The sequence below is a fragment of the Eisenbergiella sp. OF01-20 genome, assembly GCF_003478085.1.
Lineage (GTDB): Bacteria > Bacillota > Clostridia > Lachnospirales > Lachnospiraceae > Eisenbergiella.
Map to the genome: position 1 here is coordinate 20451 of NZ_QUES01000039.1, position 24255 is coordinate 44705.

At 46.7% G+C, this 24255-nt stretch carries 19 protein-coding genes; 17 read left to right on the forward strand and 2 right to left on the reverse strand.

Annotated elements, in window-relative coordinates; all coding sequences use genetic code 11:
- Nucleotides 1-37: 37 nt before the first annotated feature.
- From DXA36_RS27705 to DXA36_RS27715, 3 genes are read left to right on the forward strand one after another with little or no spacing between them, the layout of a single operon-like run.
- Nucleotides 38-2269, forward strand: coding sequence for a helix-turn-helix domain-containing protein (locus DXA36_RS27705; RefSeq protein WP_182479286.1), 2232 nt, complete (start codon nt 38-40; stop codon nt 2267-2269).
- Complete coding sequence (locus DXA36_RS27710; protein WP_118682508.1) at nt 2266-3480, forward strand: serine hydrolase domain-containing protein; 1215 nt, start codon at nt 2266-2268, stop codon at nt 3478-3480. Before DXA36_RS27705 ends, DXA36_RS27710 begins: the two co-directional genes overlap by 4 nt.
- Before the next feature lie 51 nt (nt 3481-3531).
- Nucleotides 3532-6621 carry an alpha-mannosidase gene (locus DXA36_RS27715; RefSeq protein ID WP_118682509.1) on the forward strand — a complete coding sequence of 1030 codons (3090 nt, stop codon included), beginning with the start codon at nt 3532-3534 and terminating at the stop codon, nt 6619-6621.
- A gap of 82 nt (nt 6622-6703) precedes the next feature.
- On the opposite strand, the gene DXA36_RS27720 is transcribed toward DXA36_RS27715, so the two are convergent.
- Nucleotides 6704-8980 (reverse strand): helix-turn-helix domain-containing protein, encoded by a 2277-nt coding sequence (locus DXA36_RS27720; RefSeq protein WP_118682510.1) that lies wholly within the window; start codon nt 8978-8980, stop codon nt 6704-6706.
- 305 nt (nt 8981-9285) lie between these two features.
- Here DXA36_RS27720 and DXA36_RS27725 point away from each other — a divergent pair, with 305 nt between their 5' ends.
- The 13 genes from DXA36_RS27725 (at nt 9286) to DXA36_RS34330 (ending at nt 21711) form a co-directional block, all read left to right on the forward strand.
- Nucleotides 9286-10149: an ABC transporter permease gene (locus tag DXA36_RS27725; RefSeq protein WP_118682511.1), complete on the forward strand. Its 864-nt coding sequence runs from the start codon at nt 9286-9288 to the stop codon at nt 10147-10149.
- On the forward strand, nt 10143-11072 hold the full coding sequence (locus DXA36_RS27730; RefSeq protein ID WP_118682512.1) for a carbohydrate ABC transporter permease: 930 nt from the start codon (nt 10143-10145) through the stop codon (nt 11070-11072). Before DXA36_RS27725 ends, DXA36_RS27730 begins: the two co-directional genes overlap by 7 nt.
- A 62-nt stretch (nt 11073-11134) precedes the next feature.
- Nucleotides 11135-12856 carry an extracellular solute-binding protein gene (locus DXA36_RS27735; protein WP_118682513.1) on the forward strand — a complete coding sequence of 574 codons (1722 nt, stop codon included), beginning with the start codon at nt 11135-11137 and terminating at the stop codon, nt 12854-12856.
- Nucleotides 12857-12982: 126 nt separating this feature from the next.
- Entirely contained in the window at nt 12983-13687 is a 705-nt protein-coding gene (locus tag DXA36_RS27740) for a hypothetical protein (RefSeq protein WP_118682514.1), read from the forward strand.
- On the forward strand, nt 13687-14940 hold the full coding sequence (locus DXA36_RS27745; RefSeq protein WP_118682515.1) for an alpha-L-fucosidase: 1254 nt from the start codon (nt 13687-13689) through the stop codon (nt 14938-14940). The genes DXA36_RS27740 and DXA36_RS27745 overlap by 1 nt, the downstream gene beginning before the upstream one ends.
- Before the next feature lie 14 nt (nt 14941-14954).
- Nucleotides 14955-17006: a hypothetical protein gene (locus DXA36_RS27750; protein WP_118682516.1), complete on the forward strand. Its 2052-nt coding sequence runs from the start codon at nt 14955-14957 to the stop codon at nt 17004-17006.
- A gap of 32 nt (nt 17007-17038) precedes the next feature.
- The gene (locus DXA36_RS27755; RefSeq protein ID WP_118682517.1) at nt 17039-17935 is read left to right on the forward strand and encodes a sugar phosphate isomerase/epimerase family protein; all 897 of its coding nucleotides are present in this window, start codon (nt 17039-17041) and stop codon (nt 17933-17935) included.
- 36 nt (nt 17936-17971) lie between these two features.
- Nucleotides 17972-18934: a D-2-hydroxyacid dehydrogenase gene (locus DXA36_RS27760; protein WP_118682518.1), complete on the forward strand. Its 963-nt coding sequence runs from the start codon at nt 17972-17974 to the stop codon at nt 18932-18934.
- A gap of 77 nt (nt 18935-19011) precedes the next feature.
- Complete coding sequence (locus tag DXA36_RS27765; RefSeq protein ID WP_118682519.1) at nt 19012-19950, forward strand: alpha/beta hydrolase; 939 nt, start codon at nt 19012-19014, stop codon at nt 19948-19950.
- A gap of 129 nt (nt 19951-20079) precedes the next feature.
- Complete coding sequence (locus DXA36_RS27770) at nt 20080-20670, forward strand: AAA family ATPase (RefSeq protein WP_118682538.1); 591 nt, start codon at nt 20080-20082, stop codon at nt 20668-20670.
- 5 nt (nt 20671-20675) lie between these two features.
- Complete coding sequence (locus tag DXA36_RS27775; RefSeq protein WP_182479287.1) at nt 20676-21005, forward strand: GNAT family N-acetyltransferase; 330 nt, start codon at nt 20676-20678, stop codon at nt 21003-21005.
- A 228-nt stretch (nt 21006-21233) separates the two neighbouring features.
- Nucleotides 21234-21509, forward strand: coding sequence for a type II toxin-antitoxin system RelB/DinJ family antitoxin (locus DXA36_RS27780; RefSeq protein WP_118682521.1), 276 nt, complete (start codon nt 21234-21236; stop codon nt 21507-21509).
- A 115-nt stretch (nt 21510-21624) separates the two neighbouring features.
- Entirely contained in the window at nt 21625-21711 is an 87-nt protein-coding gene (locus DXA36_RS34330; protein ID WP_243114758.1) for a type II toxin-antitoxin system YafQ family toxin, read from the forward strand.
- 46 nt (nt 21712-21757) lie between these two features.
- Here the strand turns inward: DXA36_RS34330 and DXA36_RS27790 are convergent, their stop codons facing one another.
- A complete protein-coding gene (locus DXA36_RS27790) occupies nt 21758-22624 on the reverse strand; it encodes a MerR family transcriptional regulator (RefSeq protein WP_118682539.1) in 867 nt (288 codons plus the stop codon).
- A gap of 307 nt (nt 22625-22931) precedes the next feature.
- Between DXA36_RS27790 and ant(6) the strand changes: the two genes are divergently transcribed.
- Nucleotides 22932-23786, forward strand: coding sequence for an aminoglycoside 6-adenylyltransferase (ant(6), locus tag DXA36_RS27795; RefSeq protein ID WP_118682522.1), 855 nt, complete (start codon nt 22932-22934; stop codon nt 23784-23786).
- Nucleotides 23787-24255: the final 469 nt, after the last annotated feature.

Consider the following 24255-nt stretch of genomic DNA (forward strand, 5'->3'; position numbering starts at 1 on the left):
TCACAGTATGCTATACTTATCTGAGAGGGGCGGGTACATGGGGAAAATCAGGAAATACTTTGAAAAAATCAATTACCATACTTTACTGAAATACTTTTTGTCCTATTTTTTCCTTCTCAGCTTTCTTTTGCTGTGTTTTTTCATCGCATTCAGAAAGCAGCTGCGGACGGCCTATTCCACCACGCGGGATAACAGTATCCAGGAGAAACTCCTCCTGTTTCAGCAAAGCTTTAATAACGATTTGGATCATGTATTCAATATCCATTATAATCTGAGCAATAATCCCAACCTGAAAATGCTGCGCTATTCCCCGGATTCCTCCTGGTACAGCTCCCTGAGTATCAGTGATATGCGTGAATTTGTCAGCGCAAACCCGCTTGTTTCAGATATTATATACATACAGAATAACGGCGGCAATATACTTGCCTGCAAAAATTATGTTTACCAGTCCAAGGGGGAGTATTATCTTTCCATCAATCAGAAAACACTGAAAATCCCGGTGGGAAAATACGGGCATGATAACAAGAATTCCATCATTTATGTAAAAAACCGGGATCTTTCCCTGCTGCTGCTGTTCCCGAATGTTGCGAGTAAAAAATATGAGCTGTTTTATGTGATGGATTCGGATGAAATTCTTACGAGGTTTAATAATATGCTATCGGAAGAAATTTCCGGGGTATATCTTTCGGACGGGGAAAACAACATGATTTCCGCAGGCAATGGGACAGGCAGATTCCCAGGTGAACAGCGCGCCGTACCGGCTGCGGGGCAGATCAATTCGTTCGGACTGCAGAAAAATGATGAAGGGGATGAAATCATCTATACACTTCCGCTGCATTCCAATTTGTATCTGACCGTATATTTTTCCAAGGATATCCTGCTGCAGTATGCGAGCAAGGCATTTCTTACGATGTATCTGGTATTTGCCGCCGCCGGATGTGTGGGCCTGGTGCTGATTCTGTTCGGGATGAAGCTCACCTATTCCCCTCTGCACCGGTTAAGCAAGAAATTTATCGGGACCAAAAAGGATAACAGGGGATTGGTGTCACAGCTGGATTCCGCTTTTTCATCGGCTTTGGAAGAACAAAAGAAGCTGCAGGAAAAGATCGATAAGTATCATAGTATTATGAAGGAATCCGTTCTTGACACCATTGTAAATGAAAATGGAGAAGAGATAACATCGGAAAATATGGACAGGCTTTTTAACGGGGAACCCGGCAGTCTTATGTTTGTGATCAAAATATCCGCCCCGGAGGAGGGGGAAGGGATGGCATCGGTAACCAGAAGCTTCCAGAACTTTTTCCTCCGCGCTTTTCCGAATAACGATTCCTTCTGTATCCGGCTGGAGATAACCGCGGAATACTGTTCGTATCTGATTTATTATGGGGGACAGGATCAGGATAAAGTAAATGTCCTGAAATTCCTTTTGAATGATTATTATAAGGATACCGGCTGCAGAATCGCGTTGAGCAACGGTTCTTCCTCCCCTCTGGATATCCCGGATCTGTACGCAAATGCCATGCAGGCCGGAAACGGCAGGGATTCCTGCGGTATGGTTTTTTATGATGAAATGGATACACATAACGACAGCGCCTATAAATACCCCTATGAGGAATTGGGCAGCTTCGCGTCCCTGCTGAGCCAGCTGAAATTCGGGGAAGCCAGGGACAGCGTCACGAACTTTTTCCGGACGCTGGATCAGTCGGATTTTCCCGCGTTTTATTCCAGAAGTGTGCTGACGGAGGTGCTGACCACGATCATAACCTCCATGAACCAGCAGAATATCAGGTTTTCCGCCTATAACAACATCTATTTCGAGGTGCTTTATTATATCAGAAGCTTTTCCTATGCGGAGAAAAGCGGGGATATCCAGAGTCATTTTATATTGCTGCTGACCCTTTTTGAGGACGAATTAGCAAACCTGACGATCAAAAGCAATGAATTGCTGGATTTTATTAACCAATCCTATACCTCGTCGGAATTATCCATCGCTATGATGGCAGAGAAGTTCCATGTCAGCATAGCATACATGAGCTATCTGTGTAAAAAATATTTTAATGAAAATTTTTCGGAATACCTCTGGAATCTGCGTATGGCAAAAGCAAAGGAGCTGCTGCGCAGCACTTCCAAGCCCATTGAAGAGATCTGTCTGGATGTGGGATATGAAAATGTCTCCAGTTTCCGCAGAAAATTTAAAAAAGAACTGGGGGTGACACCTTCCCAGTACAGAAACGGGGCTGTCCCGGAAAAAGAGAAAGGCCGGACATGAAAACGTTAGAAGAAGAGTGGAGATTTATTTTAAAGGAAGCCGTTGAAAAGGAAGAGACCGCGGGAATCAGCCTGCTTTTTCTGAAAGAGGGGAAAGAGGTCTGCTTTATCGGCGAGGGCTATGCCGACAGGGAAAAGAAGATTAAAGTTGACAGGGGCACGATATTCCGTTTATACTCAATGACGAAGCCGGTGACTGCCGCAGCCGCCATGATCCTTGCGGAGGACGGCGAACTGGAGCTTGACGCACCTGTGGGGGAATATCTGCCATCCTTCCGCAATTCCGGGGTATGGTGCGGGAACATTACAGAGCCGGCTGCCAGGCCGATCCTGATTTCCGATCTTCTGACCATGACCTCCGGATTGTCCTATGGGGATGATGATACGGTGACCGAGCTGGCAACCAGGAAGCTGCTGGCGGAGGCGGAGGCCAGCCTGGAGCTGGAAAATCCCATGACCACCCTGGAATTTGCGGAGCGGGCAGGAGAAATCCCTTTGCTTTTTCATCCGGGTACGTCCTGGAAATATGGGATTTCCGCGGATATATTGGGGGCAGTCATTGAAAAAGCCTCCGGCAGGACCTTTGGGGAGTTCTTGGAAGAGAGATTATTTGCGCCTCTGGGAATGAAGGATACGGGATTCTTTGTCCCACAAGAGAAGCGTTCCCGGCTGGCAAAGGCCTATGACAGGACGGAGGACAAGATCCTGTTTCCCTATGAAGGCAGTTTTCTGGGAATACGCAACCATATGGACAGACCCGCCGCCTATGAATCCGGGGGTGCGGGGCTGGTATCCACAGCGGAAGATTATGCGAAGTTCGCCCGGATGCTTCTGGACCGGGGGAGCTTGGGGGAAACAAGGATCCTGAAGCCGGAATCCGTGGAACAGATGGGGAAGGTGGGATTAACCCCGCAGCAGAGGGCCGCTTTTGAGAAATGGTTCGGGCAGAGGGGATATGACTACGGCTGGCTCATGCGGGTTCTGCGGGAACCGTCCATGGCCGTTACGCCCGGCCTTAAAGGAGAATACTGCTGGGACGGCTGGCTGGGCTGCTGTTTCCTGAATTATCCCAGGGAAAAGATGACGCTGCTGATCATGCAGCAGCAGAAAAACGGAGGGGATGCGGTAAGCCGGATCAAAGAGGCGCTCGTACGGCATCAGAACGGTGCCGCAGGAACGGGGAAGGTATGGAACCATTACCAGGGAAAATAACGGTTCCGACTTGTCAGGGCCGTTACACGTAAAAAGAAGAGGAGAGGAATTATGTTTTTTGAAGAGGAGAAATTCGGGCAGCGTGCCCGGGAGCTGGAAAGCCGGCGGTGGGCCGGGATGCAATCTATTGACTGGTTTTATACCAGGGAGGGAGAGCTTTCCTGCGGGGAAGTATACACGAATTGCCCGGATCCTTTTGCCGGTGACAAAATCTGCCTGGGGGAGGAGTTCGTGGGCCGTGACCGCTATCTTTGGCTGGAAAGGGAAATACACGTCCCGGAAGAAAAAGACGGCTGCAAAGTCATGGGATATTTTAACTTCGGAAAAACGGGCGGCGGCGGAAACAGCGGTTTTGAAGCCCTTTTGTACATAAACGGGCAGCCTTGCCAGGGCGTGGATACCAACCACAGGGAGGTGGTTTTGACCCCTTTTGCGGGACAGACGATCCGGATGACCTTCCTGCTCTGGTCGGGCCTGGAAGGCGGCGGCCCCATCCGTCCGCAGTACCACCGCATTGCGGAGGCGGGAATCGGATACCTGGACGAAAAACTGGATGCCCTTTATTATCAGGTATCCGCTGTTGCGGGGAGTCTGGCTTATCTTGCATCCGACAGTCTGGAACGGACAGAACTGGTAAGCGTGTTGGATCGGACCCTTTCCTATCTGGACTGGGATGCGGACAGGCTTCCGGAAACCGGGGCGCAGGCGCTTGACTTCCTGCAGGCAGCCCTTGACGATATGCCCAAAAACAGCGGGGTTACCGTTTATGCCACAGGGCATACCCACATTGATGTGTCATGGTTGTGGCGGTTAAAGCATACCCGTGAGAAGGCGCAGCGCTCTTTTTCCACCGTCCTGCGGCTGATGGAGGAATACCCGGAATATCATTTCCTGCAGACACAGCCTCAGTTATATAAGTTCCTGAAAAAAGACAGCCCTGTGCTGTACGAAGGGATTAAGCAGCGTGTGAAGGAAGGACGCTGGGAAGCGGACGGCGGTATGTGGCTGGAAGCGGACTGCAACGTGACCTCCGGTGAGAGCCTCGCCCGCCAGTTTTTATATGGTATCCGTTTTATAGAAGAGGAGTTCGGCACAAAATCCCATTTCCTGTGGCTGCCCGATGTGTTCGGCTACAGCTGGGCACTGCCTCAGATCATGAAGCTATGCGGCCTGGATACCTTTATGACCACCAAAATCAGCTGGAACCAGTATAACACGGTTCCCAACGACTTGTTCCGGTGGCGCGGGATAGACGGTACCGAAATGCTGACTTATTTTGTGGATGTCCCGGCCCCCGGCATGTCGGTTACGGGAAGAGGCTCCACGTATAACGGGGAAATTACGCCGGAAACCATTATCGGTACCTGGCGGAAATTTAAAAATAAGGATTTGAGCCATGAGGTCCTCATTTCTTACGGGCATGGGGACGGAGGCGGCGGCACCACCAGAAGCATGATTGAGAATATCCGGGCGATTAACCGTGTTCCCGGCATGCCCCATATCAAGACGGCGAATGCACAGGAATTTTTTGAAAAAATCCATCAAAATGTGGAACAGACGGATCGTTATGTGCCTCTTTGGGACGGAGAACTGTATCTGGAATATCACCGCGGGACCTATACCTCCCAGGCCCGCAACAAGCGCAATAACCGGAAGCTGGAAAATGCCATGGGCCAGCTGGAATGGCTTTCCGTGCTTTCCAGCCTTGCCGGCGGGGCATACCGGGCCAAGCGGATGCATGACTGCTGGGAAACCATTCTGCGGGATCAGTTCCACGACATCATTCCCGGTTCCTCCATCCATGAGGTGTATGAGGATACCGCCAGGGAATACGAAACGCTGTGGAGCGAAGTGGGAGATATGCAGAACGAAGCCGTTGGGGTATTATGTGATACGGCCAAAGACAGCTGGAGCCTGATGCGGTTTGCGGATATCGGCTGCAGGGAAGCGGTTCTGGTGACGGAAAACAGGGATGGTATCTTTACCGACGGGGACGCAAATGTCCTTCCGGCCCAGAAGGTTTCCGGTGGCTGGCTGGTGGAAAAGGAGATCGAGCCTTTATCCGCCTGCGTGCTCCGGTTTACCCAGGGAACTCCCCAGGCTGCGGAAAGCCCGTTTGCCCTGGATTTGGAAAAACGCTGTCTGGACACGCCCTATTACCGGATCGAATGGGAAGAAGGCGGCGCCTTCACCAGTCTGTGGGATAAGGAAAACAGCAGGCAGGTATTAAAAGGCAAAGGAAATGTGCTGCGTATTTATGAAGATAAGCCCATGAATTATGACGCCTGGGACATTGATATTTTCTATGGGCAGAAATCGGAGGATATCCCCGCCTGTGATATCCGCTGCCTGGAGGACGGGCCGCTGCGTATGACACTGCGTTTTGTTTACCGCTACCGTGCGTCCGAAATCACACAGGATCTCCTCGTGTATGCCGATAACCGCCGGATTGATTTTTCCACAAAGGTTGACTGGCACGAGGATCACCGCCTGTTAAAGACGCTTTTTGAAGTGGATATCCGCGCCACAAAGGCATCCTATGATATCCAGTTCGGTTTTGTGGAACGGCCTGTTCATTGGAATACCAGCTGGGACTGGGCACGGTTTGAGGTCTGCGGGCATAAGTGGGCGGACCTGTCCGAGAGCAATTACGGCGTGAGCCTGCTCAATGACTGCAAATACGGCTATGGAATCAAAGATAATGTGATGGGGCTTTCCCTGTTAAAGAGCGCAAAATCCCCGGATACGGAGGCGGATATGGGCGAACATTTCTTTACTTATGCCCTTCTGCCTCATGAAGGCGGTCTGGGAGAGGAAACCTTTACCCAGGGCATCCTCCTGAACCAGCCGGCATTGTGTATCCCCGGCGCCGTAAAAGAGCAGGTGGGCCGGTTCCTGAAGAAGGACTGTGATGCCGTAAAAATCGATGCGGTCAAGCTGGCGGAGGATGGGGACGGATTTGTGGTACATATGCATGAGTGCACCGGCGGAAGGGCTTCGGCTGTGCTTACATCCGATTATGCCATCCGGGCATATGCCCCCTGTAACCTGCTGGAGGAATATGACGGAAAGACGGAAGCGGATACCATTCGTGCCGATTTCGGGCCTTTCGAAATCAAGTGCTATCGTATTTGGATGTAATCGGGCCGAATAGCCCGGTTTGTGAGACAGGACAGAACAGCCGGAAAAGCGGCGGTGCTGTCCTGTCTTTTTCCTGTAAAGATTACGGAAGAACGGATCTGCGGATGAATTCGCTGGGAGATATCCCCAATACTCTTTTAAATGCACGGCGGAAAGATACATCACTACAATACCCGGTTTTTTCTGAAATGGATTTTATCGTCAGCTCCTTTTGGGAAAGCATAGCACAGGCAGCCTCAATTCTTACTTTTTCAAGATAAGACGAAAAGGAGCTTCCCAATTCCTGAAAAAATTTGGCTGCGGTGGTTTCATTGATTCCCAGGTCTGCGCACATATATTGCAGATTAAGATTGCTGTTAGCATAATTAAGCTGCATATATTCCAGGATGGAATACCTGATTTTTTCAGAATCGGATTTTGCAGTGTTATTGTTATGTGTCTGAATGGCTTCCCCTAACTGCAGAAGAAGAGTGCGCAGGGAATCAAAGGAATTTACCCGGTTGATTTCAGAAAAAATTCTGCTGATGAGTTTATCACTCTGGTAGAGAGTAAGATCACGTTGTATACTTTTTTGTATTGCATTAATCAAATCTTGCTTCATTCCTTCCGATAAAAGTAAACGATCAAAATTTTCCGTATAGAGTTCCTGTAAAAATTCACCAAGTTTTTCAGCCGTTCCGTGTTTGATTAGCTGTATCAGACGGATTTCATGATCGATGGTATAGCAGTAGATTTGCTGATAAGGAGGAAGGTCTTCCGGAGTATATACGTGGACATCGCTTTTTTTAATCACATTCTGTGCCAGCTTTTTACACTGCTCATAGCTTTGATGGACATTCTGATAGCAGCGCATGGGTTCGCTGAGGAAGAAATCAATATGACAGTTGGTTTCTTCAAGAAGCCTGGTACTCAGACTTGTCAGGATTTCTTTTGTGTAGATAAGGAAGGTGCTGTCTGCCAGCTTCTTTTTGTGCACCGCAAGAAAAATCATATTGCTTTCATCAATTGAAAAAGGATATATCTCCCCATACCAGGCTTCCTTCAGATGGCCGGCCATCACCTGCCCGGAAAGGGTAAGCGTACTTTTCAGATTATGTATGTGAAGATATCCGGTAACATAAAGATTGTCTTCCAACTGGATGGAACTGTGCAGCAGCTTTTCTTGGAAGGATGCGGAAAGCGTATTTTCGCCGAGAAAGAGCATACGCAGTATTTCATTATCGTAGGATTCCTGAAAAGAGCTGCTGCGGTCGATAAGAGTGGAAACGGCATTTTCCAGAAACATAAACTGATCGGTGGAATCAAAATATCCATATTCATAGAGGGAAGTCAGTGCCTCTGCTATTTTTTTCAAAGGCCTGGACTGGTGTCGGGTAAGCAGATAACAGGTCAGAAGCCCGACGATCATGACGGCAACAGTTGCGATCATGATTGTGTGACGCATGGAAGTCAGGTCTTCAAGTATAATTGACTGGGGGATCATGGAATAGTAAGTCCAGCCGTTCAAGTCGGAACGGATACGATTTACCTGGTGGCCTTCAAAGGAAAAACTGCCGTCCTTCGCCGTCTGTCCTGCCTGTATGATGGAGGAGAGGTTTTCATTGGTAAGCTGATAGGAATCCGTTCCCTGGAAGTAAGAAATCAGTTGGTTATCTTCAGTAAGGATAAAGGAAGTCCCATAACCATTTACCGTAATATCCTTCAGCAAATTTGTAAAGAACTGGTTGGACAGTTTTATCAGGATGACGGAGGAATAATATTCCTGATAAAAATTGTTCAGATTCAGAAGATAATATACGTTCTGAATATAAGGCGTTGAGGAAGGCAGGAAGAGAAATTCCTCATAAAAATGGCGGCCTTGAAGATATTGGTGGAAGTCGGAGTAGTTCATGTCCATTTCCTCCCAGAATTCTTTCTTGTCCGTATAACGCATTGCATTATTGGATCCTAACAGAAAACAGCAGGAAGGTTTTCCAAAATATATTCGGATCGTATCCAGCGTGGAATTAATGACTTCATATTTGGGTATGCTTCGGCTGACCTTATAGGCTGTAATAATGCTTCCCTGTGAATCAGCCTGTGCCCATTCCTGATGGAACCTGATTATATTTTCGTTGGTTTTCAGGGTGAGCGGGATAGATTTTAATTCCTGAAGGCGGATGTCGGATATATTGCAGGCCTGTTTCAGATTGTTTTTGATATGTTCACTGCATTGAGCATAGATAATGCGGCTGGCAGTGGAATAGGTAAAAAAAGCCAGAAACAGAGGGATAAAAAAGATAAGAAGATAGGACAGGAAATACTTCAGGAAAAAACTGATTTTTTTATCGGTTGCATTCTTTCTTTTCCATGTTTTCATTTTGTCCGCCTTTGATTACTTATTTACCTGTTAATTCCGCTTCCTTTATGAATTTTATCATAAGGTATGGCCTTGTACAAATAATGTATGGTTAATGTTTGCTTTTGCAGGAAAGTGTATGCTTCAAAGTTTGGGCAAAAAGCATATAAAGTTTGCGTATAACGAATATTGTTTGTTTAATTTATCTGGTATATGGATTATGATTGCCTTAGTCAAGCGGCCGCTTGCTTCAACTTGTCTTAAGGAAGGAGGGATTCCAACTGGGGAGAAAACAGAAGCTTTCTAAAAACTGGGATTTATATGTAATGCTGATATTCCCTGTGGCCTACATTATTATTTTTAAGTATATTCCTATGTACGGAGCGCAGATGGCATTCCGTGATTACAATGTATTTAAGGGAATGTATGACAGTCCATGGGTTGGACTGAAATATTTCAATCAATTTTTTAACTCCAGTGAGCTTCCGAAGCTTCTTGGAAATACCTTATCCATCAGCATTTACAGTTTATTTGCAGGAATGATTTTTCCGATCGTTCTGGCTCTGGTCCTGAACTATTTAAGGCATCTAAAATTTAAAAAGGTGGTACAGACCATTACCTATGCACCATATTTTATTTCCACAACGGTTATGGTCAGCATCCTGCTTAATTTCCTTGCCATAGATTTCGGGCCGGTAAACAGTTTGCTTCGTTCCATGGGCTTTGCGCAGGTGGATTTTCTGGCAGATCCGAATAAGTTCGCACATGTATATGTGTGGTCCGGGATCTGGCAGTACACCGGATATAATGCAATTATTTATATTGCAACCTTGTCAGGAGTGGATCCTACTTTGCATGAAGCAGCTGTCGTGGACGGGGCCAATAAGTTCAGGAGAGTATGGCATATTGATCTGCCAAGTATCAAGTCAACTATCATTATTTTAATGATAATGAATATGGGATCTGTCCTGACAACAGGATTTGAAAAGATCTACCTGATGCAGAATGATTTGAATATCAGGGCGTCAGAGGTTATTGATACTTATGTGTATAAGATTGGACTCGCCTCTCCCATTGCCAATTATTCTTATCCGACAGCGATCGGACTGTTCCAGTCATTGGTGGGGATGATTCTCATCATCAGCGCAAATGTGCTTGCAAGGAAGGTGGGTGAAGAATCTCTATGGTAAAAGTAAGGACGGGCAGGCCGGCGAAGAACAGCCGGATCAAAAGCAAAGGAATCGATCTTGTATTTGATATTCTGGTATATGTGATTGCCTTACTGGCATTGATTATTGTAGCCTTCCCGCTTATGAATGTAATTTCCTGTTCTTTCAGTTCGGGGAAAATGGTTCAAACCGGCCAGGTAGGTATTTTCCCTAAGGAGTTCAACCTGGAGGCATATGAGATGGTATATGGTTACAGCGATATCTGGGTAGGTTACCGGAATACCATATATTATACCTTTGTGGGGACGTTTTTGAACGTTGTCTTTACCATATTGATGGCATATCCGCTTTCCAGAAGGGATTTAAAAGGCAGAGGGGCGGTAATGAAGCTTCTGGTATTCACGATGATGTTTTCCGGAGGCCTGATTCCCAATTATATGCTGGTAAAGAACCTTCACTTAATTAATACGGCCTGGTCGTTATGGCTTCCCGGATTAATCAGCGTATATAACGTAATTGTAATGAAGACATTTTTTCAGTCCACGATACCTGACGAATTGCTGGAAGCTGCCCAGATTGACGGGTGTACCAACCGCAGATTCCTGTGGTCGGTAGTCCTGCCGCTGTCGAAAACAATCCTGGCCGTCATGATTTTGCTGTATGCAATCGGCCATTGGAATAACTATTTCAGCGCTATGCTTTATCTGAATGAGGAGAAGAAATACCCCTTGCAGATTTTTCTGAGAGATATCCTGATTTCCTCTCAGATTGATATGACGTCATTGTCGGGTACCGGAGTGCAGGAAATGATGAAGCGTCTGGAAATGCAGATTCTTATGAAATATGCACTGATAGTGGTTTCTTCCGTTCCGGTATTTATTATGTACCCTTTTGTCCAGAAATACCTGGTAAAGGGTGTCATGATCGGTTCTGTCAAAGGATAAAGATAAGGTAACTGCAAAGGGACTTTACCGTTATAAGATAATTATAGGAAGGAAAAGAATATATGAAAAAGAAGTTATGTTCTGTTCTGTGTATCATATGTGCATCTATTGTTGTCCTCTCCGGATGCGGGAACAAAGCGGTAAATGAGGCGGCAGCTACAAGTCAGGACACCGCAGAGGTATCCGTAAAAACGGATGGGCCTGTGAGTCCTGAAGGGACATTTCCCATTGTAGAGGAATCTGTCGAATTAACCGTTATGGTTCCGGGCAATCCGAACGTGATGGATATCACTACGAATGATTTTACCAAATGGTGGGAAGAACAGACAAATGTTAAGATCAACTGGGTGGTTGCACCTCTTGAGAGTCTGGCCGATAAGGTAAATATTTCCCTCTCAAGCGGAGATATGCCTGATATTTATTTAAACTGCAATATTACCCAGACACAGCAGCAGGTATACGGGACGCAGGGGGCATTTCTTCCCCTGAATGATTATATTGCGCAGTACGGCGCGGTATATCAGGATATTGCCTCCAAGGTTCCGGGCCTGAATGATGTTATGACGATGAGCGACGGCAATATCTATGCGCTCCCTTTTATTGAGAAATGTGTGCACTGTGAAGATTCCAGCAAAATGTGGGTGAACAAGAAATGGCTGGATAACCTTGGATTGGAAGTCCCCGCGACAGTGGAAGAATTTGAAGCCATGCTGGTAGCTTTTAAGGAGAAGGATCCAAACGGTAATGGTATTGCCGATGAGATTCCCATGCTTACCTTTGACGGAGGATGGCATTCGGATCCTCTTTCAGGCTGGCTGACGAATCCTTTTGTTTATACGGCGCCTGATAATAATTTTGTTTATTTAGAAGATGGGACCGTAGAGTTTTCATACATGCAGGATGGTTGGAAAAATGCAATGAAGTGGCTGAATTCCCTTTATGAGCAGGGTTTGTATTATGACCAAAGTCTGATTATCAACATGGATCAGGCAAGGCAGGTTGCCGCCTCGGGGGACAGCGGTTCTCTGGTAGGATGTTTCCCCTGCGGTACGCCTAATACAGTGCCTGGCGACGATGCCTCTTTATGGAGCGATTATGTGGCGCTGTCTCCGATCGAAGGAGAAGGGGGCAGAGTGTCTACCTGGATGCCCTATAACCAGATTAACCCCACTGCATTTGTGATTACTGCAGCCTGCGAAAATCCTGAAGCAGCTTTCCGTTGGGGAGTTGAGCTGTATAACAGAGATCTTTGCTTTAGGAAGAGCTTTGGGGAAGAGGGTGTGAGCTGGGAAAAAATCGTTCCCGGTGAAGGGGATATTCCCGCGGATGCTGTGGATCTCAATTCCGGCACCGCTTCCGAGGTTTCCGTATTCATTGACGGAGTTAACTGGAATGATGAACAGAATTACTGCTGGAGGGCTATTGGCTTAAGATGTGACACACCGGATGCCCCGGAATACCGTTATGGTCAGTATCAGACCGGCGATTATGATACGAATATGGAGTATCGGCTCGGCTTTGATACAAGAGATTATATGCAGGCGTATCATCCTGATATGAGCGTTTGCCTGCCCCCTCTGGTATATGACGAGGCACAGGCGACAGAGCTGGCAAATTCAGAGAGCGTTGTGCTGTCTTATGTGAGAGAAATGGCAGCCAGCTTTATCACAGGCGCGCTGGATGTTGATGCGCAGTGGGATGCTTATCTGAAAGAGCTGGAAGTAAAGGGCGCAGGAAATATGAAGTCCATTTATCAGGCGGCTTATGATGCGAAGTATAAATAACAGCTTTCTTCCCGTTGGGGAATGGTAATAGCTGGTAAAAAACATCCGGTTGATATTTCAGCCGGATGTTTTTAAAAAGCTTGATACCACATTACTTGCAGCGGGGCTTTGATTGAGAGAAAAGATATGAAGAGAGGGATATACATAGTTTGCATTCTGCTTTTGCTTTTGTATGTATTGATGGGAGGTAAAGAAGAGGCCTCAGCTTCTTTGGATGAGACTTCCATTTATTTTTTCCATGATACAGCCTGTGGGTCATGTGATGGGACAGAAGATTTCCTTGCTGTTGTTTCAGAACAGATAAGCGGATATAAAGAGGTGTTCCCATACCGGCTAGTGATGTATAATGTGTTTAAGAGTGAGGAACGGGATTCGGCCCAGGGAATTCTGGCAGAGTATGGCCTGAGTATGGAGGAGGCATCTTTCCCAATGCTGTTAATTGACGGAAAGGTATATGAGGGGGTGGGGGAAATAGAGGCAAACCTGAAAAGGGAATATCTCTCAAGCGTGGGATCCGGTGCGGTTTATTTTTACCGGGAGGATTGCCAAGAATGTATTGCCCTCAAAAGCTTTCTGGATGGCATGCCCAGGACAGTGGTGGTGGACGGTGTGGAAATGCCGTTTCATCTGACACGCCTCAACTCACGAGAAGGGGATAATGGAAAACGGATCTGGATTATGTTTGAAAAATACGGGGTTCCGGAAGAGGAGCAGATAGTTCCTGTTGTTTTCCTGCGGGATCGTTATCTTGCAGGAGGTGAAAAAATAAAGAGATATTTTATGGAATATCTGGAACAGGGTTATGGATTGGGAAAGGTGGAAATTAAGTAATGATTGAACGTTTTCGTTTTTATGATGAAAGAGACTGGTTTTTGCAGAAACGCTTCGGTCTGTTTATCCATTGGGGGCTTTACAGCATTCCGGCCTGGCATGAACAGATCCTGTGGCGGGGAAGGATGCCGAGAAAAGAATATGAGCCGTTGATGCATGAATTCAATCCGGTTAAATTTGACCCGGATGAATGGCTGGATCTTGCTGAAAGCGTGGGAATGGAGTATATTTGTTTTACTACAAAACACCATGATGGTTTCTGTATGTGGGATACCCGGTACACGGATTATAATATTATGAATACACCGTATGGGAAGGATGTCCTGCGGATGCTTGTCGATTCCTGTCACCGGCATAACATGGTGATGGGGGTATATTATTCCATCCCCGACTGGCATCACAAAAACTATCCGAATCAGGGACGGCATCATGAGATGTTCGGGCCGCGCGCGGGGGATGATCCGGATCTGCGTACCTATTTTACATATATGGAAAACCAGGTGGAGGAGCTGTGCACAAAGTACGGGGAGATTGGACAGCTTTTCTGGGATATTAATGTGTGCGGGTACAATAATACCGCATTTAACGATCATCTGCGAAGACTCCAGCCGGGCATGGTGATAAACAACCGCGGGCCGGAAAACTGGGATTTCCAGACCCCGGAGCGGGGTATCCCTGAGGGGATGGAATTTCCGCGCCGGACAGAAGCGGTGCAGTCCCTCGGCAGGGAAAGCTGGGGATATAAAACGGATGAAGATTATTACAGCTATAAGCACTTGATCCGCAGCATTGACCGTGTCATGGCCATGGGAGGGAATTATCAGCTCAACATCGGCCCGCGTGCAGACGGTTCTCTTGATCCCAGGGATGTGGCTTCGCTGAAACGGATCGGAGACTGGTACAGGCGTGTGAAAGAGGCGTTTTCAGATGCAGTTCCTGCAACCACGATGATAACGGATTATATATCCAATATGCGTGATCCCATGCTTCTGACCCGCCGCGGGAATACGATTTATGTTCATCTGCCGGACGATCCGGAAACGGATGGGATTGTGGTCAAGCCCTTCGACGTGCTGCCGGTACGCGCCACTCTTCTGAATAATGGGATGCCGCTTGAGACATCGGTGGATATGCCTGCTTCTTTGCATCGGGAGGGGCGCAGATATCTCAGAATCAGGGGATTGCCGGTGAATGAAATCACAGATGAAACGATGGTTATCAAGCTGGAATTTGATCAATCGTTATGTGAATAAAGGGGGGATGTTCTATGATTATCTATTATCGTGTCCATGACTATTCTCCGGTCAAAGAGTATGACACACCGGCCACGGTGGAATACGGAGTACAGATTTTGGAACAGGCACTAAGGGAACGGCAGATACCGGTGTATCTGGACTGGGTGGATCACTGCCCGTTTAGCGCCGAAACACTTTGTATCTGTGTCCGGACCAGGCCGCAGAAAGGGGTATCTGCGGAAAGCTTTGCAATCCGCAGGGAAAATAACAGGATCTGCCTGGATGGTGGCGGGGATGCGGGTACGATGTACGGCCTGTTTGAACTGGCTGAGGCAGTCCGTTATCATGGAGTGGAACAGATACCGGAGGGAAACTGGTCGCCTTTTTTGGAAAAGAGGGGAGTGAAGTTTAATTTACCTTTTCAGACATATGCGGAGGGCGATCCCTTCATAAAGAACAGGGAAACGGTAAAAAAGTTTGCGTTTTGGAGGGACTATATCGATTTTCTTGCCAGGAACCGTTATAACTGTTTAAGTCTATGGTCGGAGAATCCGTTTGAAATGATGCTTGAGCTGTCAAAGTATCCTGAGGCATCCGGTGTGCCTGCCGAAGATCGGCGGCGGAACAGGGAATTATTCACAAAGATATTGGCGCATGCCAGGGCACGCGGCATTCAGACATATATGATTACCTGGAATGTGCGCATTTCTCCGGGGATTGCAAAGGGACTCGGCCTTCCTTGGGAGCTGGGAGCACGTGATTGGGATCCGCGCAGTATAGGTTTGCGCCAACATGCGGAGGTTATCAAAGATTATTTCCGCGAAGCAATTAAAACAATGATTTATACATTCCCTGATCTGACGGGGCTTGGCACCTCCAACAGCGAAGAAATGGTGGGGACGGCGGAGGAAAGGGAGCAATGGGTGGTTGATACCTATCTTGCGGCTCTTAAAGAAGTTGGATATCCCATTCCTTTCATTCATCGAACGAACATGAGCAACGGCCCGGTTGCGCAGGAAATGTTTCTGAGCCAGTGTAAAGATGCCGATACTTATATCAGCTGGAAATATTCCAATGCCCATATGTATTCCCATCCAAAGCCGCAGTTTGAAAAATTGATGCATGCATGGGATGGTCAGGATATGAACGATGTGCAGGTACTCTATACGGTGCGCAATGATGATTTTCATAATCTGCGCGGCTGTGATCCGGTCTTTTTGGCAGAATATTTTAAGGGAATGAAGAAGCCATGGGTGAAAGGGTTCTACTGGGGGGCCGATTGCTATATCTGGGCGGGAGAGTTCCAGCATGCACCCAACAGCCATCTGCAATGGGAACATGCCTATCAGAAGCATTGGATGCAGTTTGTAATGCTGGGGCGGCTGGGATATGATCCGGAATTGCCGGAGACGGTCTGGACGGATATGTTTACCTGGCGCTACGGAGAAAACGGGCAGTCTGTCTATAACGGGCTGACAGCGGGGGTACGGATACTGTGCGGTGTAAACAGGCTCTTCTGGATAAATTACGATTTTCAGTGGCATCCGGAATCCCTTTTATCCACCACAGGATTTAAGACAGTGGCCGATTTCATGGAAGGGGAACCTATGCCGGGAGTGGGCGTGATTGGCCTGCAGGAATATGTAACGGCAAAACTGGCAGGAAAGACACCGCAAGGGGAAACGCCGGAAGATATTTTTTCCCTCATGGAAAAGCAGATCGCCGTCCTGGAGGACAGTATCTGTTCCGTGGAATCCGATCCGGAAGCACATGCCGGAGAACTGGAATGTATTCTTTTTGATCTGATGGCATGGAAAGCTTTGGGCAGGTATTATCTGTGTAAATTCCGTGCCGCCTCAGATCTGCTCTTTTACCGGCAGACGGCAGAGGAGGAGTATAAGCGGCAGGCTGTTGCATTATTGGAAGAAGGCCTGTCTCATTGGAAAGAACTGGCTGAAATGGGAAACCGGCATTACTTGCCGTATACAATGCCAAGAGTCCGGAAGACATTTGGCTGGGGGCTTTATACCGGTGAAGCGGCCCGTGATATTTATCTGGCAAAGGAAATGCAGTTTGTAAAATAAAGGGCGCACGGCGGGCGCGGAGGAGGAAAAAGATGAAGGATTCTATACACAAATATTTTCAGATTGGTACGATTCAGTGGATGAGCCATCCCCCGGCGGATATGGATGTGCTGGATTCCCTTAAGACGATTTGCTGCGATGATTTCTTTGATGCGGTTGAGGTATGCCGGTTTATGGATGATGAAACCCGTTTAAAAGCAAGGAACATGCTGGAACAGGCGCATATGAAGGTTTGCTACGGAGCGCAGCCGAGGCTGCTCGGCTCTGGCCTGAATCCCAATGATGTGGATGAGGCAGGCAGACAGAAGGCTGAGAAAACTTTACTTGAAGCGGTGGATGAGGCGGCGTATCTGGGGGCAGGAGGAATTGCTTTTCTGGCAGGTAAATGGGAGCCGAAAACAAAGGATCTGGCATACAGCCAGCTTCTTAAGACAACCGGGAATGTGTGTGCCTATGCCGCCCAAAAAGGAATGATGGTGGAACTTGAGGTCTTTGATTTTGATATGGATAAGGCAGCCCTTATTGGCCCCGCTCCTTTCGCGGCAAAGTTTGCGGCAGATATGAGAAGTTCCTTCCATAACTTTGGCCTGCTGGTGGATCTGTCCCATTTCCCCACGACCTATGAAACTTCTAAATTTGTGGTTCAGACGCTTCGGCCTTATATCACACATTTCCATATCGGAAATGCAGTGGTGAAAAAAGGGTGTGAGGCATATGGGGATCAGCATCCGAGATTCGGCTTCCCGGAAAGCGCAAATGATATACCGGAACTTTTGGATTTCTTCCGTGTATTAAAGGAAGAGGGATTCTTCCATGCACAGGATCCTTATGTGCTTTCTTTTGAAGTGAAGCCGTGGAAGGGAGAGGATGGGGATCTGATTCTGGCAGGGACAAAGCGGGTAATCAACCGCGCCTGGGCAATGCTGTAGTAATAGGGCGATTGTAAAACATACAAGGAGCAGGATATGAAAATAGTGGTATTGGATGGTTATACAGAGAATCCGGGTGATTTAAGCTGGGAAGGGTTTGAGAATCTCGGTGAGCTTGTTGTATATGACAGGACACCAAAGGAGGATGTGATCGCCAGGATCGGTGATGCGGATGCAGTGATTGTGAACAAGACACCGTTAAGTGCGGATGTGTTTGCTGCCTGTCCTTCGATTACGTATGTGGGGGTCCTGGCAACCGGATATAATGTGGTGGATGTAAAGGCGGCGGCAGAAAGGAAAATTCCCGTATGCAATATTCCCGCCTACGGAACAACGGCGGTAGCGCAGATGACCTTTGCCCTGCTTCTGGAGGTCTGTCATCATGTGGCGGAGCATTCTGATGCAGTTAAGAGAGGGGAGTGGTCCGATAATGAGGACTGGTGCTTCTGGAAATATCCTCTCATGGAGCTTGCGGGCAAAACCATGGGCATTATAGGTTTTGGACGTATCGGACAGGCGGTGGGCAGACTGGCAAAGGCATTTGGTATGAATGTGCTGGCTTTTAATTTCTCCCGCAGTGAGAAGGGGAAAGATATTGCGGAGTATGTAACCTGGGAGAAGCTGCTTGCACAAGCAGATGTGATTTCCCTGCATTGCCCGCTGTTCCCTGAGACAGAAGGAATTATCAACAGGGAAACTATCGCAAAAATGAAAGATGGGGTGATTCTGATTAATACCAGCAGAGGCCAGCTGATCAGGGAGGAGGATCTTGCGGAGGCTCTCAGAAGCAAAAAGGTGTATGCGGCGGCATGTGATGTGGTATCTACGGAGCCAATCCGGCCGGATAATCCGCTGCTGGGCTGTTATAACAGTATCCTTACACCTCATATTGCCTGGGCACCGAAGGAGAGCAGGCAGAGGCTGATGGACATTGCGGTTGATAATTTAAGGGCTTTTATGGATGGAAAAACGGTAAACCAAGTGAATCGGGAAGCATAGAGTAGGGATAGCCTTTGAACCGGAAACAAAGCATAATAGGAATTTTGTGAACTAATAAAAGAAGGGCGTGCCTATAAATGAAATACAAAAAACAGATTCATTCTGAGTTAAAGCAAATCGCCAGAAAAGTTCCATATAACAAGGTGCTTATAAGGTGTGCCAATATCTTTCAGGTACTATCTTTTCATTTAACCAAGATTCCCAGGGAAGTTATTCACAGACATATTACTGTTGAAGGATATAAAGGGTTAAAATATAAGGTGGAAATATTTGAGCCAACAAAGGAAAAAGAAAAGCTTCCCTGTTTGATTTATGTTCATGGAGGTGCTTTCAGTTATAAAGCTTCCGCCTATCATAAAAAACTTGCGTGTATATATGCAGGGAAAGCAAAATGCAGGGTGTATTTTCCGGATTACCATCTGATACCAAAGTATCCGTACCCGGCTGCATATGATGATGTCTTGGCGTTATATAAATGCATCATAGAAAATGCAGAAGAATTCGGGATTGACAAGGAAAAGATTGGAGTGGCCGGAGACAGCGCCGGCGCATCTATTGCGGCATTAATTTGTAATAACTATGAACAGGAAGATTTGAAACAGCCATGTATTCAAATGCTTGTATATCCGGTAACAGATGCAGACATGCGGACGGATTCCATGAAAAAGTTTACAGATACTCCGTTATGGAACGCAAAAAATAACAAACGGATGTGGTTATATTATTGTAAGGATTTGAAAGCTGAAGATACATATGACGCCTCTCCGATGCATTGTTGTTTCCCTCCCATAATTCCCAATACCTATATCGAAACGGCGGAATATGATTGCTTGCATGATGAAGGCATTTTATATGGAAAGAGATTGCGGGAAGCAGGGGCGGACGTAACAATAAATGAAACAAAAGGAACTTTCCATGGATATGACTCTGCCTTACATACCAAAATAGCAATTTATAATATTAAAAAACGCATTTTATTTTTGAAGAAAGGATTTCATGGTTATCCGCCTGCCTGATCATTTCCCGGCTGAGGTGATAAAAGACGACAGCTTAACAAGGAGGTACCGCCCGATGTTCATGGCCTCAATCCATGACAGCGCCGGCGCGGAATTCGCAAGAGCCGAGAAAAAGGAGGAATGAAGTTTATGTATTGCATTCTTGTTACCGGAATTCCCGCTTCCGGAAAAAGCACCATGGCCGGTTTCCTGGCGGAGGCTTTCGGGCTGCCGGTGATATCCAAGGATCGGATCAAAGAACTGATGTATGATACCATTGGATTCCGGTCAAGGGAAGAAAAAGTGAAGCTGGGGACAGCTGCCATGGAAATCATGTATGACACGGCAGAACAGCTTATGAAAAGCGGACAGCCCTTTCTCCTGGAAAATAATTTCGAAAACGCATCCAAAGCAGGTCTGGATGCCATTCTTGATAAATACGCATATAAAGCCATCACTGTTATTTTGACAGGGGATACAAAGATAATATATCAACGGTTTCTGGAGCGCAACAGCAGCCCGGACAGACATCCGGGGCACGTGGTGAATGACTGCTACCCCGGCAGCCGGGAGACGGGTTGCCCGGTACGGTTATCCTACGAAAGCTTTGCCGACGGGATTGTGCAGAGAGGAATGGATACCTTCACGGCGAACGGGCCGCAGATCATTGTGGATACAACGGATTACAGCCGTGTGGACAGGGAAGCGCTGGTACGGAGAATCCGGGAGGAAATGGTATAGGAAACGTGACTGGTCTGCAGGTCAATGCGTATTATTTTGGGGGAGGTATTTATGGAATTAAAAACAGGGCGGTTGTTCCTGCGCACGGTTACGGTATTTCCGAAGAATACCGTAATAAAGGCTATGTAACGGAAGCTGCGCGGGCTGTCGTACGATATGCGTTTGAAGAGGCAGGATTGGATATGTTGGCAGCGATTGTAAAGCCTGAAAATACAGCATCCCAATGTGTGATAAAAAAACTTGGTTTTTCCAGGTATGGTGTGCGCATGGTGCCGGATGAAAACGATGTGCTCTGTAATTTTGACTATTTCCGGCTGTATTGTAATGAAATATAAGTTTCACAAGGACAGCGGTTTGAAAAAACAAAGAGGGTTTGGGGCACTTCCTCAAAGCCTTTTTTGGGAAGTGCGGCTCCATTTTCCATGCTTGCTCTTCTTTTCCTGATTTATTTTTCGTCCTCCATTTTATAATTTGCTATATATAAATTTTCGTTTGATAAATTGAATTTGCATTGCAAATAGCATATAATATAAATATATTGAAATGCAAATGGGGGTAATTATATGGCAAATACAACAAATTTCAGTGTTCGCATAGACAATGATATCAAGAAGCAGTGTGAAGCTCTCTACGGCGAGTTAGGTATGAACTTAACCACTGCCATCAATGTTTTTCTGCGGCAGTCCTTACGCGCCGGTGGATTTCCTTTTGATGTAAGGTTGGAACAGCCAAACAAGAAAACCGTTGCCGCTATGTTAGAAGCAGAGCGTATCGCGCATGATCCAAGCGTAAATCACTATTCTGACGTAGAAGAGGCGCTCCGGGAGTTGAAACGATGAACCGTGATATTGTTTGGACGACACAATTCAAAAAGGACTATAGGCTGGCGTTGAAACGCCACATGAATATTGACTTGCTTGACGATATAGTCCGGATATTGTCACACGACAACCATTGCCGGAGAAAAACAAAGACCATGCGCTTACAGGTGATTGGGCTGGTCATCGGGAAAGCCGCATTACAGCTTTTCCCGATGTGTGATGTTATCCCGGGCGCAAGAGAGGGAAAAAACCAGATTGACAGCTGCTTATTTATGAAAATAAATCTGCAGAGCCCTGGCAATATAGGCGGCAGACCCATCCCCATACTTGGCATCCGTAATCGGTCCGGCCGTATCGCTTAAATAGCTGTCTATGACAAAATCCCAATACCCTTCGCCCATATCCACGATGGAATTGTTTTTGTTGGTGAATTCCACTATTTCCTTGACAATACCCTGAATTTCTTCGGAAGCCGGATCCTTGGACATATCGGCTGTCAGCTGAAGGAACAGCTCGTCGCTTTTTTTCAGGATTTCATCCGCGTTTTGGGAGACTTCATTTATTTGGTCCATAAGCTCTGAAAAATGTTCCAGATTATATTTCATGACCTCCGTATATTTTTCAACGCTGCCGAATTGTTTGACGGCAAGCTGGGCCAGTTTTGGTTCGTCGTCCCTGATTTTTTGGATGAACTGACTGAAGTTTTCCAGGCTTCCCCAGTGCCGGATGACTTCATCACTCTTATCCTTTTTGAATTGTTCCAGGGCTTCAATATATTCACTGAGATCAAATTCTTTAAAACTCATACACGTTTCTCCTTTTTCCAGTTTTTCCAGAAGCGCAATCAGCTTGTCGATCCGGTTCCGCTTCAGGGAAAGCAGTTTTTTTTGTTTTTTAAAAGCCTCTATTTTATCGTATTCAGGCTTTTGCAGGATTTCTTTTATTTCATTCAGCTTAAAATTCAGTTCCTTGTAAAACAGGATCTGCTGCAGCTTCTGTAAGGCTTCATCATCATACAGGCGGTAACCGGAGGGGGTTAATTCGCTGGGCTTGAGCAGATCGATTTCGTCATAATATTGCAGCGTCCGTGTGCTTATGCCTGTTATACTGGCAACCTGGCTTATCGTTTTCATGGTTATCACCCCTGTTCTCTGTATTCTTTTCCCCTGTTGTCCGGGGGAAGAAAGAAAAGACAGAATCATGCCGGCGGTTCTTCTGCCTTGTTCTTACTTCTTATGGTACACTATCACGTAACGTGTAAGTCAATCATTTTTAAATAAATAAAAAATTTCCAGTAGGATAGTTGCGGATTAAAAGGATCGAAGCAGGTTTTATGAAAAACAGGGGCGGGGGCGGACTCTGTGACACGGGTTTGTGCCAACGGCCCGGTGTGGGAAAACATAAACAACAGGAAACGGGTACAGTTGGGAGGAAAACAGGATGAGGACACAGGAAGAATTTATGGAAACGGTATTGGGTTTTGCACGGGAGGCGGAAAATATCCGTATGGTTGGCATGGAAGGTTCCCGGGTGAACCCCAACATACCCAAGGATTCCTTTCAGGATTATGACATCACTTATTTTGTTAATGACAAAGAGGCTTTTATCCGGGATGACAAATGGCTTTCTGCATTCGGGCGTATTATCATGCTGCAGAAGCCGGAGGATATGGAACTGTTCCCGGCAGAGGAGGAAGGCTATTCCTATCTCATCCTGTTTGCGGATTATACGAAAATGGATCTGACCCTGCTGGAATGCAAGCAGCTGGACGGGTATCTGAAGGCCGACGGGCTGCGGACAATTTTGCTGGATAAGGATAACCGGGTGAAAGGGGAAATCATCCCAACGGATGAGGAATATCATGTAAAGAAACCCGGTGCAAGAAGCTTTGACGACTGCTGCAACGAGTTCTGGAACCTGGCCCTGTATGTGGCAAAAGGGCTGGGACGCAAGGAAATCCTTTATGCCATTGATCATCTGCATCTGATGCGTGCGGAACTGCTGCGCATGCTTTCCTGGAAAGCAGGGCTGGATTACGGGTTTACCTTCAGTGTGGGAAAAAACTATAAATTTTTGGAGAAGTACCTGCCGGAGACACTGTGGAAAGAACTGCTTCACACCTACCGGGAGGATTCCTATGGACATATGTGGGAGTCCCTGTTCCTGTGCCATGAGATTTTCCGTAAAACCGCAGCTGCATGCGCCGGGGCATGGGGATATGAGGTTCCTCCATATGATAAAAACGTGAGCGGTTATGTCATGGACTGCTATGAAAAATATGGAATCCGTGAGTAAAGGGATGGCAGCCGGGGAAAACCATGGCGGCACCAACTTTTTTATCTGCACCCAACGGATAAATTATGTTTGACATATCCTTCCTGCGGTTCTATACTAATAAATAGCTGCAGGAATTCCGTTTTTATCCGGCAGATTTTGTGAAAACTCACAGAAATGTTTACATTCTGATTCGATTATTAAGAAAGGAGGCAGACAACATGTTCAGGAACAGGATATGCTTACATGTATTTCATAGCAATAATCATATTCTTAACCAAACCATTTTCATGCAATTAATGCGCCCGTTTGCGAAAAAACCAGCATGGTGTCCGGCCTATACCTGTCTTATGTACTGACATGGAACCATCTTCCCTTTTCCGTAACCGGAAGAGGGTTTTTTTTGTTTAAAAACAGCGGCATCGTATCGCTTCAGCAGAGAAAGAAAGGGGAAAGGCGTGTGGATTGGGGCATCCGATCCCGTGCCGGA

Coding starts and splice junctions, on each gene's coding strand:
- DXA36_RS27790 (WP_118682539.1), bottom strand. CDS start 22,624: ATGAAAACGATAAGCCAGGTTGCCAGTATAACAGGCATAAGCACACGG.
- DXA36_RS27705 (WP_182479286.1), top strand. CDS start 38: ATGGGGAAAATCAGGAAATACTTTGAAAAAATCAATTACCATACTTTA.
- DXA36_RS27755 (WP_118682517.1), top strand. CDS start 17,039: ATGAAGGATTCTATACACAAATATTTTCAGATTGGTACGATTCAGTGG.
- DXA36_RS27745 (WP_118682515.1), top strand. CDS start 13,687: ATGATTGAACGTTTTCGTTTTTATGATGAAAGAGACTGGTTTTTGCAG.
- DXA36_RS27750 (WP_118682516.1), top strand. CDS start 14,955: ATGATTATCTATTATCGTGTCCATGACTATTCTCCGGTCAAAGAGTAT.
- DXA36_RS27715 (WP_118682509.1), top strand. CDS start 3,532: ATGTTTTTTGAAGAGGAGAAATTCGGGCAGCGTGCCCGGGAGCTGGAA.
- DXA36_RS27765 (WP_118682519.1), top strand. CDS start 19,012: ATGAAATACAAAAAACAGATTCATTCTGAGTTAAAGCAAATCGCCAGA.
- DXA36_RS27710 (WP_118682508.1), top strand. CDS start 2,266: ATGAAAACGTTAGAAGAAGAGTGGAGATTTATTTTAAAGGAAGCCGTT.
- DXA36_RS27725 (WP_118682511.1), top strand. CDS start 9,286: ATGCTGATATTCCCTGTGGCCTACATTATTATTTTTAAGTATATTCCT.
- DXA36_RS27740 (WP_118682514.1), top strand. CDS start 12,983: ATGAAGAGAGGGATATACATAGTTTGCATTCTGCTTTTGCTTTTGTAT.
- DXA36_RS27770 (WP_118682538.1), top strand. CDS start 20,080: ATGTATTGCATTCTTGTTACCGGAATTCCCGCTTCCGGAAAAAGCACC.
- DXA36_RS27760 (WP_118682518.1), top strand. CDS start 17,972: ATGAAAATAGTGGTATTGGATGGTTATACAGAGAATCCGGGTGATTTA.
- DXA36_RS27730 (WP_118682512.1), top strand. CDS start 10,143: ATGGTAAAAGTAAGGACGGGCAGGCCGGCGAAGAACAGCCGGATCAAA.
- DXA36_RS27780 (WP_118682521.1), top strand. CDS start 21,234: ATGGCAAATACAACAAATTTCAGTGTTCGCATAGACAATGATATCAAG.
- DXA36_RS27720 (WP_118682510.1), bottom strand. CDS start 8,980: ATGAAAACATGGAAAAGAAAGAATGCAACCGATAAAAAAATCAGTTTT.
- DXA36_RS27735 (WP_118682513.1), top strand. CDS start 11,135: ATGAAAAAGAAGTTATGTTCTGTTCTGTGTATCATATGTGCATCTATT.